Below are 9,474 nucleotides of genomic sequence, written 5' to 3'. Positions count from 1 at the left end.
TCGCAACATCCACCCGAAGGCTTCCGTCCGCGAAAACTCCGCTCGACTTGCATGTATTAGGCACGCCGCCAGCGTTCGTCCTGAGCCAGGATCAAACTCTCCATTAAAGGCAAGAGTCGATTGACTCATCTCGTACGTTCGCGCTTTGCTTCGTCTCCAAAGGAGACGGGCAACTCAAGCTCGTTGTTCAGTTTTCAAGGAGCCCTCTCGCCGTCCGCCGTTTCAGCGGCGACTTTTATAATATATCACAGTTCATCAGGAGTTTGCAACAAGTTTTTTTCTGGAATATTTACATTCCTGCAAGCTCAGAATGAGATCGAGCCGCAGCGGATATATATAATAAGCAAAATCGCCGCCCGAATCAAGCCCCGATGCATGGCATTCAAAGTAGAATTCGCCTGCCCAACCGGATTTCCCGACGTGTGATCACTCTTTCCCGTAACAATTGTCAATCCGTCAAACGCCCCAAGCACACAGACGACAAAAACCCGCGCTTGCATGTCCATCATGCTTACGCGGGTTTGAACGATTTTCATCACATCGATGCTAGATTTGAACCACGACGCGGGGTGTGCCGGCAGCCGGTGACAGCTTTATCCCTTGAGGCGTCGCTTCCGCCGATGCGCCTTCAACCGACGGCGTACCTTGGATACCGCGCAGCACGACGTGCCACGGTTTTACGGCGCCATCCGCTGCAATTTCGATGGTGCCGCCGGTGCGGAATGCGCTGACGGTCAGAACCGGACAGCCTTGCAGATCGTGAACGACCGCTTTGGCCGTCTGACCGTCTTCCAGCTCGAACAGATGGAACGTCACGTTGTCCGCATAATCGTAGTCCGGCCGCTGGTTGTTCGCGCCGATGGCAATCAACGAGTTCGGACGGACGAGCAGCGGAAGCGACATGTAGCCGTGCTTCTCGCGGTACCATTTGCCGCCGGTGACCGTCTCGCCGGTCAACAGATTCGTCCAGCGCCCTTCCGGCACATAGTACAGCACTTCGCCCCGGTCATTGAAGATCGGCGCTACGAGCAGCCGCTCCCCGAACATGTATTGCCGGTCGAGATAGTGGCAAGTCGGATCGTCCGGGAACTCGAGCACCATCGCGCGCATCATCGGCAGGCCGCGCTCCTTCGCTTCGACCGCATAGGTGAAAAGATGCGGCATGAGCGAACATTTCAGCTCGGTGAAGAAACGGAGCACGTCGACCGACTCCTCGTCGAACAGCCACGGGACGCGGTACGATTCGTTGCCGTGCAGGCGGCTGTGCGAGGAGAGCAGCCCGAAGGCGACCCAGCGCTTGTAAATGTCGGCGGGTGCCGTCCGCTCGAAACCGCTGATGTCGTGGCTCCAGAATCCGAAGCCGCTGAGGCCGAGCGACAGGCCGCCGCGCAGCGTCTCGGCCATCGAATCGTAGTTCGCCGAGCAGTCGCCGCCCCAGTGGACCGGATACATCTGTCCGCCGGCCGTCGCCGAGCGGGCGAACAGCATCGCTTCGCCCTTGCCCCGGTATTCCTCGAGCAACTCGAATACCGCTTTGTTGTAGAGATGCGTGTAGTAGTTGTGCATTTTCTGCGGATCGGAGCCGTCGAACCAGACGACGTCGGTCGGAATCCGCTCGCCGAAGTCCGTCTTGAAGCAGTCCACGCCCATGTCGAGCAGCCGTCTCAGCTTGCTCTGATACCAGCGCACCGCATCCGGGTTGGTAAAGTCGACAAGCCCCATGCCCGCCTGCCACATATCCCATTGCCAGACGTCGCCGTTCGGCCGCTTGACGAGGTAGCCGCGCTCCATCCCTTCCTTGAACAGCGGCGACTTCTGCGCGATGTACGGGTTGATCCAGACGCAGATGTGGAGGCCGCGCGCCTTGAGCCGCTTCAACATCCCTTCCGGATCGGGAAACATGGCGGGATCCCACTCGAAATCGCACCATTGATATTCCTTCATCCAGAAGCAGTCGAAGTGGAAAACATGCAGCGGAATGTTCCGGTCGGCCATGCCGTCGATGAAACTCTTGCACGTCGCCTCGTCGTAATCCGTCGTGAACGACGTCGTCAGCCACAGCCCGAACGACCACGCCGGCGGCAGCGCCGGTCTGCCGGTCAGCTTCGTATAGTTGTCGAGCACATCCTTCAGCGTCTCGCCGCCCACGATGAAATACTCGAGCGATTCGCCTTCGACACTGAAGCCGACCTTCGAGACGATTTCGGACGCGATCTCGAAAGAGACGCGCTCCGGATGGTTCACGAACACGCCGTAGCCGCCGCTCGACAGATAGAACGGCACGTTCTTGTACGCCTGCTCGCTGGCCGTGCCGCCGTCCTCGTTCCAGATGTCGACGACTTGTCCGTTCTTGAGAAACGGGGTGAACCGTTCGCCGAGACCGTAAACCAGTTCGCCGACGCCGAGATCGAGCATTTCGCGGAAGTACGGTTTGCCGTGATCCAGGATATAGCCCGCTCCTTTTACGCCCGTGCCGGTGATGCGGCGATCGTCGTAGAAAAACTCCAATCCCCAGGCCGGCTGCTTGATCCGCGCCGTCAGGCGGCCGCTTCTGACCGTTACATGATCTTCGTGCCGCTCGATCTCCGCCTTGTGGTTCACATCCGCGTTGATGGTGAAACGAGGCCCCTTCTCCCGCAATCCCGCATGATGGTACCACTTCACGCGAAGAACGTCCGGCAGCGGCGAGCTGATTTCGCACGTGAGCAGCGCAGCGTTCAGCGTGTCGCCTTTGGTGCGGACGAACTTGGTCGCATTGTACACGGACACGGCGCCGTCATGGACCACCACGTCGCGCACTTCGGTCGGATATTGAATTTCGACGCCTTTGCGCACCATCCAATAACCGTCGGTAAACTTCATTTGCGATCCCTCCCTTGCTCTGCCTATAATGATATTGTCGTCTGGCAACGCCTTCATCCCTGATTTTTGTCTGATTATATCAGGATTTTGACTAATTTGCTCCGGAACGTCCCAAGGAGGACCATCCCGATGAACAAAGCGCTGCTGAAGGAAGCCCGCCGGCACGGCAGCCCCGCTTTTCCGGTCAGGATGTATCATTTCCATTGTCCGCCGGATCAGCCGCTGCTTGATCTGCATTGGCACGACGAGCTGGAATTTTTCATGGTAACGGAAGGCCGGGCGAACCTTCGCGTGGGGACGAAGGACTATGCGGTGTCAGCCGGTGAAGCGATCTTCGTCGGCAGCGGCGAATTGCACTCCGGCTCGGTGGCCGGCGAGGAGGGCTGTTCCTTCTCCGCCGCCGTGTTCCATGCGGATCTGCTGTCGGGCAGCGCCCCCGATCTCATCCACCAGCGGTATATCCGCCCGCTGCTGGAACGGCAATACGAAGTCCCCGTCCATCTCGACCGGATGAACGGGGACAGCGCCGCCTTGCTGGATATCTTGAAGCAATTGTTTGAAATTGACCGGGCGAGACCGCACGGGTACGAGCTGGCCGTCCGCGGCATGCTCCAGACTTGCATGGCGCTCCTGCTAAGGATGGCTTCACGCACGGAGCAGGCGCGCCGCGCGGGCGCAGACCAGCAGACGGAGCGCATCAAAGAGGCGCTCGAATATATCGAGCGCCATTATGCCGAGCCGATCCGGCTTCGCGAGCTCGCCTCGACCGTGTCGATGAGCGAAGCATACTTCTGCCGCTTCTTCAAGCGGATCACGGCGGCGACCCCGGTGGAGTACATCAACCTGTACCGCGTCCGGCAGGCCGCGATCCTGCTCCGCTCCACCGACAAGAAGATCATGAACATCGCTTATGAAGTCGGGTTCAACAATATGAGCTACTTCAACACGGTGTTCAAGCAGCGGTTCGGCTGCACGCCGATGGAGTACCGGCAGCGCGGCGCAACCGGCGCGCCGTCCGACGAGTTCGGCATCGGCCACAGCTTCTAGTGCTTCGCCTTCTCGCGGTCCTGCCCCTTGTCCGCCGCGGCCGCGTTCTTCGTCGCCTCTTCGCGGTCGCGCTCCATCTCTTCGACCGTCTTCACTTTAAGCCGCGCCGCGCCTTGATAGTCGCGCGTCGGAATGAGCGTGCCCGCCGCCCGACCGGCTTCGAGCCGCGCTTTCGCCGCCGCAATCGCCTCCTTGTATTGCGGCAGCCATTGCTCCTGTGCGACAAGCATCTCGTCGACCATCTGCCAGATTTCCTTCGGATTGCACACCGCGCCGACGAGCGGGTCCATCATGAACGCCTGGCGCAGCAGGAAGTCGTCGCCGCGCACCGCCGCTTCGACGGCGAGCCGCTGCACGCTGATGCTGGCATTGCAGACGGCGGCCGGGCCGAGCGGCAAATCGCCGATATGCGGAATGGAGATGCCGTTCGCGTCCACATAGCCCGGCACTTCCACGATCGCGTCGTCCGGCAGGTTCGAGATGACGCCGCCATTCACGACGTTGAAATGTCCGCGATAGACGCGGCCCGTCTCCAGGCTCTCGATGATGAACGAACCGTGCTCGTAGCCGCGGTCTTCCGGACGGAACTTGAGCGGAGGCTCCTTCAGCCAATTCGGGAAATCCGTCTCGAACCAGTTCCGGCCTTCGGTGCAGACGCGCAGGTAGCCCCCTGTCTCGCCGTTGATCCAGCTCCCGAGATCGATCCAGTCGCGGATCTCTTCGGGGCGCTTCCGGTACCACGGTACATACTCGCTCAGGTGACCGTTCGACTCCGTGCTGTAGTAGCCGAACCGGCGCAGCATGTCGATCCGCACCTTCTCGGTCCGGCTGTATACCGGATGGCGCTCGAACGCCTCGAGCAGCTCGCCCGTCAGATCGCGGCCCTTGTGCCGAATCTGGATGTACCACGTTTGATGATTGATGCCGGCGCAGATGATGTCGACTTCCTCTTTCTTCAGACCGAACACATCGGCGATCTGCTTGTGCCCGTGCTGCACGCCATGGCAGAGGCCGATTGTACGGACGCCGCCGTATTTGTTGCACGCCCACGTCAGCATCGCCATCGGATTCGCGTAGTTGAGCAGGAGCGCATCCTTCGCCGCCACTTCGCGGATGTCCTTGCAGATGTCCAGCATGACGGCGATGCCCCGCTGGCCGTACATGATGCCGCCCGCGCACAGCGTATCGCCGACGCACTGGTCGACGCCGTAGCGGAGCGGTATGTCAATGTCCGTCTGGAAAGCTTCCAGCCCGCCGACGCGGATCGTGTTCAGCACATATTTCGCGTCCTTCAGCGCTTCCCGCCGGTCAGTCGTCGCCTCGATCCGGATCGACAGTCCGTTCTCGTCGATGTCACGCTGGCAAAGCTGGCGCACCATCTCGAGGTTACGTTCGCTGATGTCCGTAAACGCAACGCGGATGTTCCGGAATTCCGGCACCGACAGCAGATCCCGCAGCAGACTGCGCGTAAATCCGATGCTGCCCGCGCCGATGAACGCCACTTTGAATGACAAGCAAATCGCCCTCCCGTTCGTTGGCTCCGGGCTCACGCCCGTCATCCCCATTGTACCAACGGGAGAGCGAAAGCGTTATCGCAATCGCAGCCATTTGACAGCCGATATGTCCGTAATCGAAACTTAAATGTCCGAGTAGCGCTCTGTCCCGAATGAACGACGGTAGGCGGCGGGCGTCATGCCGGCATGTTTCTTGAACAGGTCGTGAAAATATTGCCGGCTGCCGATGCCGACGTAATCCGCAATGTCGGCCACCGGGATGTCGGTCTGTCGGAGCAGCATCTTCGCCTTCTCCATCCGGAATGCCGTCAGGTAGCCCATGACGGATTGGCCGGTCGACCGCTTGAAAATCCGCTGCAAGTAAACCGGGTGAAGGTTCACGCTTGCTGCAATGTCCGCGATGCGCAGCGGCCGGTCGTAATGCTCGTGCATGAACGCGGCCGCCTGCCGCACGTAGCGCTCCGCGCCGGGCTCGTCCGCCGCTTCCGATTCCTTGTGCAGCGCCGCGATGCGAAGCAGCAGTTCGGACAACAGAATCTGGACCAGCGGCTCGCGGCCGTCCGGATTGTCCAGCTCCAGCACGAGCGCCTTGAGCGCGTTGTAGATGTCATGCGGTTCGCGCAGCACGAGATGATCGCGCGGACAGGCGATGAGCGAGGCCAGCGCCGGATCTTCCGCCGCCAGCTCGCTGATCGACGGCAGCCCGCCCGACCGCTCGGCAAAACGGAACTCCACATTCAGCATCCGGCACGTCTCCGGCACGACCAGGCGGTGCGGAACGGCGGCATTGAGGAAAATAAACTCGCCCTTCTTGAGTCCGTACGCACGCCGTCCGTCGGTGCCGGGACCGAGTTCCACCCGGCACGCTCCGCGGATCACATACATGATCTCCATCGACGGATGCGTATGGTCGTCCATCTCGTAGCCGCGCCACTCTTTAAAATAATAAGCGGTCACAACCGGCCGGAATCGGCCGGTCATGATCCGCTGCGGAAACAGGCTCATTCGGGCACACGCTCCCGTCCGTTCGAATCGTTCGGAGCTCCGGTTACTGCGCCATTTTGGACCAATCGAAACCGATGGCGTTCAGGAACGCCCGCGCCAGAATCATATGGCCGGCCTGCGTCGGATGGACGCGGTCCCAAGCCAGCGTGCCGGCATACAGTGTCCCGAGCACCTTATTGAACGCCGCCTGCGTGTCGACAAACAGCGCCCCCTCCTCTTCGGCGATCCGCTTCACCACGGCGCCGTATCGGTCCATCGCCGCGCGCATCGCATCCGCTTCATTCGGCTCAATGTAGAAGGGCGTCATCAGGACGAGCCCCTCTACGCCCGGTTTCGTCCTTTGCACCAGTTCGCGCAGCGTCGCCTCATATTCGTCGATGTACACGTGCCAATCCTTGATGAACGGCACGTCGAACTGCCGCCACACATCGTTGATTCCGATCATGATCGAAAGCCAGTCCGGCCGCTGCGCGATGACGTCCGTCTCCCAGCGCGCTTTCAGGTCGCGCACCGTGTTGCCGCTGATCCCCTTGTTGACGACGCGGATGCCGAGCTCCGGATAAGTGGACGTCAGCAGCGCGCCCACGATCGTCACGTAGCCGCGGCCGGTCGCATCGAACAGCCCTTCGCCGTCCGGTTTGCTGCGGTCGCAGTCCGTGATCGAATCGCCGATGAACAGCAGTTTCTGGCCTTGCTTCAATTTCATGGCGCCATCCCCCGTCTCATGATTCGATTTCGCCGCGGCAGAAAGCGACGACATCGCGGTATTTCAGTTCGCCGCCGAACAGATCGAGCGCGCTGCCGACGGTAATGTCCAGCTTGCCTTGCGTCAGCTTCCGGAACAACGCCAGATCGTCCAGCGACCGCGCCCCGCCGGCGTAAGTGGTCGGAATCGTCATCCAGGCGGCAAGCTGCTCCGCCAGATCGGCGAGGATGCCGGTACGCTTCCCTTCCACATCGACGGCATGCACGAGAAATTCCGCGCAGTGCTGCTCAAGGCCGCGGATATTCGCTTCATTCAGCTCGAAATCGCTGAACACGGTCCAGCGGTCGGTCACAACGTACCAGCGGCCGTCCTTGCGCTTGCAGCTCAGGTCGATGACGAGCCGGTCCCGGCCGACCTCGCTGACGATCCGCTCGAGATGATCTTCGCGAAGCCGCCCGTTCTGGAACAGATACGACGTGACGATGACATGCGACGCCCCGCGCTCGAGCCATGCCGCCGCATTGTCCGCCGTAATGCCGCCCCCGATCTGGAGTCCGCCCGGCCAGGCGGCCAGCGCCTCCGCCGCGGCTTCTTCGTTGCCCGGTCCGAGCATGATCACATGCCCGCCGGTCAGGCCGTCCTTCCGGAAGAGTTCCGCATAATAGGCCGGTTCGCGTTCGGAAACGAAGTTCTCGACCAACCCCTGGCCGCTGTCGTTTAACGTTTCGCCGACGATTTGTTTGACCTTACCCTGGTGCAAGTCGATGCAGGGTCTGAATTTCACGTTTCTGCTCAGCCTTTCTCTTGCCGGCCGCCGCCTCTCCGGCCGGCAGTATTCCAATACAAGGTTAGCGCATCCGGCGCAAGTTTGTCCATCGCTTCCGTAGTGCCGGTTCCCGGTTGCCCGCAATCGGTATTTCCCGAATGATTATTTCCCGGGCGAGCGCGCGAATCGACGAATTGCCGCATTTTTCTGACGATTGTCGGCGACAACATTTTGCAAGCGTTTCCACATTTATGGCCGTTTTGCCGCCTGTTGCGGCCGTTTTCGACACGGGCCGTACCGGCAGCGGAAACCGCCTCGCACGCGCGCAGACGGTCCGCAACGCCGCAAGCGGCGCCGGAGCCGACGGCGACGGACGCCGGCAGGCAGCATCGCAGCGGCCCGCACCGCGCCCGCCGGCAGACTGTCCAACGCTTACTCCGGCAGCTTGATCTCCACTTCCCGCTTCGCTTCCGCGGAGCGGAGCACGCCGTCGATGATCGCCTGCTGAATCAGAATCTGCTCGCCCGGAATCGGCGCCGGCTTGCCGTCCCGCACCGCTTCGGCGAAATCGCGCACCTTCTCGAAGAACAGGTTCGTCTTGTGCTCGATCAGCGGAATCTCCGTATGGGTATGGGTGCCGAATTCATCGTGATAGAGCGTCATCGAGCCGATTTTGCCGTCCCAAGCGCCCGACCACGGGCCGGTGCCGTACGGCGTCACCTTCAGCCCCGCTTCCGTGCCGAGGAAGAGCGTCGGACCGAGCGTGTCCATGTGCATGGCCCAGGAAATCTTGAACTGCAGCACCAGATCGTTCTCGAACCGGATCATCGCGACGCCGAAATCTTCCACCTCGAACTTGTCCGCTTCGGGATGATACTTCGGGTTCCGGCCGAAAAGGTTCGAGGCATATGCCGATACCGTCACCGGCCGCGGATGGCCGAGGGCGTTCAGCGCCATGTCCAGCGAATAGCAGCCGATGTCCGCGAGCGCTCCGGCGCCGGCCAGCTCCTTGCGGATGAACGTGCCGCCCGGCATACCCCTCCGGCGTCCGCCGCCCACTTCGACATAGTAGATATTGCCGAGACGTCCGGACTGGACGATCTCCCTGAGCAGCTTCATGTTCGGATCGTAGCGCGGCTGAAAACCGATCGACAGCAACGTGCCCGCCGCCTTCTGCGCGGCCACCATATCCACCGCTTCCGCGAGCGTCACCGACATCGGCTTCTCGAGCAGCACATGCTTGCCGGTTCGCAGCGAATCGATCGTCGTCTGATAGTGGGCGACATTCGGCGTGCAGATGCTGACCCCGTCGAGCGGCAGCTTGAGCAGTTCTTCATGGGAATCGAACGCCGCCGCGTTCGTCAGCCCTTGCGCCTCGGCAAATTGCTTCGCCCGTCCCGGCACAACATCCGCCACCGCCGCCACTTCGACGTACGGGAGCTGCTTGTAGGCTTCCACGTGCGCCCGCGCGATTCCGCCGCTGCCGATAATGCCGATCTTGATCGTTCTCATGCCATGAGTCCCTCCCAGGTATGTATGCCACAGGAAAAGCCGTTTCGCCTTGTCCGTCAAGG

Annotated in this window: 7 protein-coding genes and 1 rRNA gene; 1 reads left to right on the top strand and 7 read right to left on the bottom strand. The window is 61.1% G+C overall.

The features are described 5' to 3' along the window. Window positions 1-107: ribosomal RNA gene (locus tag C6W55_RS06120) — 16S ribosomal RNA — on the bottom strand; the annotation flags it as partial. A gap of 439 nt (window positions 108-546) precedes the next feature. Further along, entirely contained in the window at window positions 547-2,862 is a 2,316-nt protein-coding gene (yicI, locus tag C6W55_RS06115) for an alpha-xylosidase (RefSeq protein WP_286891941.1), read from the bottom strand. Window positions 2,863-2,991: 129 nt separating this feature from the next. On the opposite strand from yicI, the gene C6W55_RS06110 reads away from it, so the two are divergent. Beyond that, window positions 2,992-3,909 (top strand): AraC family transcriptional regulator, encoded by a 918-nt coding sequence (locus C6W55_RS06110; protein WP_015254410.1) that lies wholly within the window; start codon window positions 2,992-2,994, stop codon window positions 3,907-3,909. Here C6W55_RS06110 and melA read toward each other — a convergent pair. The 5 genes from melA to C6W55_RS06085 all read right to left on the bottom strand — a co-directional run bounded on the left by melA (window position 3,906) and on the right by C6W55_RS06085 (window position 9,412). Continuing rightward, window positions 3,906-5,423 carry an alpha-glucosidase/alpha-galactosidase gene (gene melA, locus C6W55_RS06105; RefSeq protein ID WP_286891940.1) on the bottom strand — a complete coding sequence of 506 codons (1,518 nt, stop codon included), beginning with the start codon at window positions 5,421-5,423 and terminating at the stop codon, window positions 3,906-3,908. The genes C6W55_RS06110 and melA overlap by 4 nt on opposite strands. Window positions 5,424-5,546: 123 nt before the next feature. Then, window positions 5,547-6,428 carry a helix-turn-helix transcriptional regulator gene (locus C6W55_RS06100; protein WP_015254408.1) on the bottom strand — a complete coding sequence of 294 codons (882 nt, stop codon included), beginning with the start codon at window positions 6,426-6,428 and terminating at the stop codon, window positions 5,547-5,549. A gap of 43 nt (window positions 6,429-6,471) precedes the next feature. After that, window positions 6,472-7,134, bottom strand: coding sequence for an SGNH/GDSL hydrolase family protein (locus tag C6W55_RS06095; protein ID WP_015254407.1), 663 nt, complete (start codon window positions 7,132-7,134; stop codon window positions 6,472-6,474). A gap of 16 nt (window positions 7,135-7,150) precedes the next feature. After that, on the bottom strand, window positions 7,151-7,918 hold the full coding sequence (hisA, locus tag C6W55_RS06090) for a phosphoribosylformimino-5-aminoimidazole carboxamide ribotide isomerase (RefSeq protein WP_286891937.1): 768 nt from the start codon (window positions 7,916-7,918) through the stop codon (window positions 7,151-7,153). 414 nt (window positions 7,919-8,332) lie between these two features. After that, complete coding sequence (locus C6W55_RS06085) at window positions 8,333-9,412, bottom strand: Gfo/Idh/MocA family protein (RefSeq protein ID WP_286891936.1); 1,080 nt, start codon at window positions 9,410-9,412, stop codon at window positions 8,333-8,335. Window positions 9,413-9,474 lie beyond the last annotated feature (62 nt).

This window comes from Thermobacillus sp., assembly GCF_003390775.1.
GTDB classification, from domain to species: domain Bacteria; phylum Bacillota; class Bacilli; order Paenibacillales; family Paenibacillaceae; genus Thermobacillus; species Thermobacillus xylanilyticus.
The sequence above is the reverse complement of the archived record's forward strand: the minus strand, read 5'-3'. Positions and strand labels throughout refer to the sequence as shown.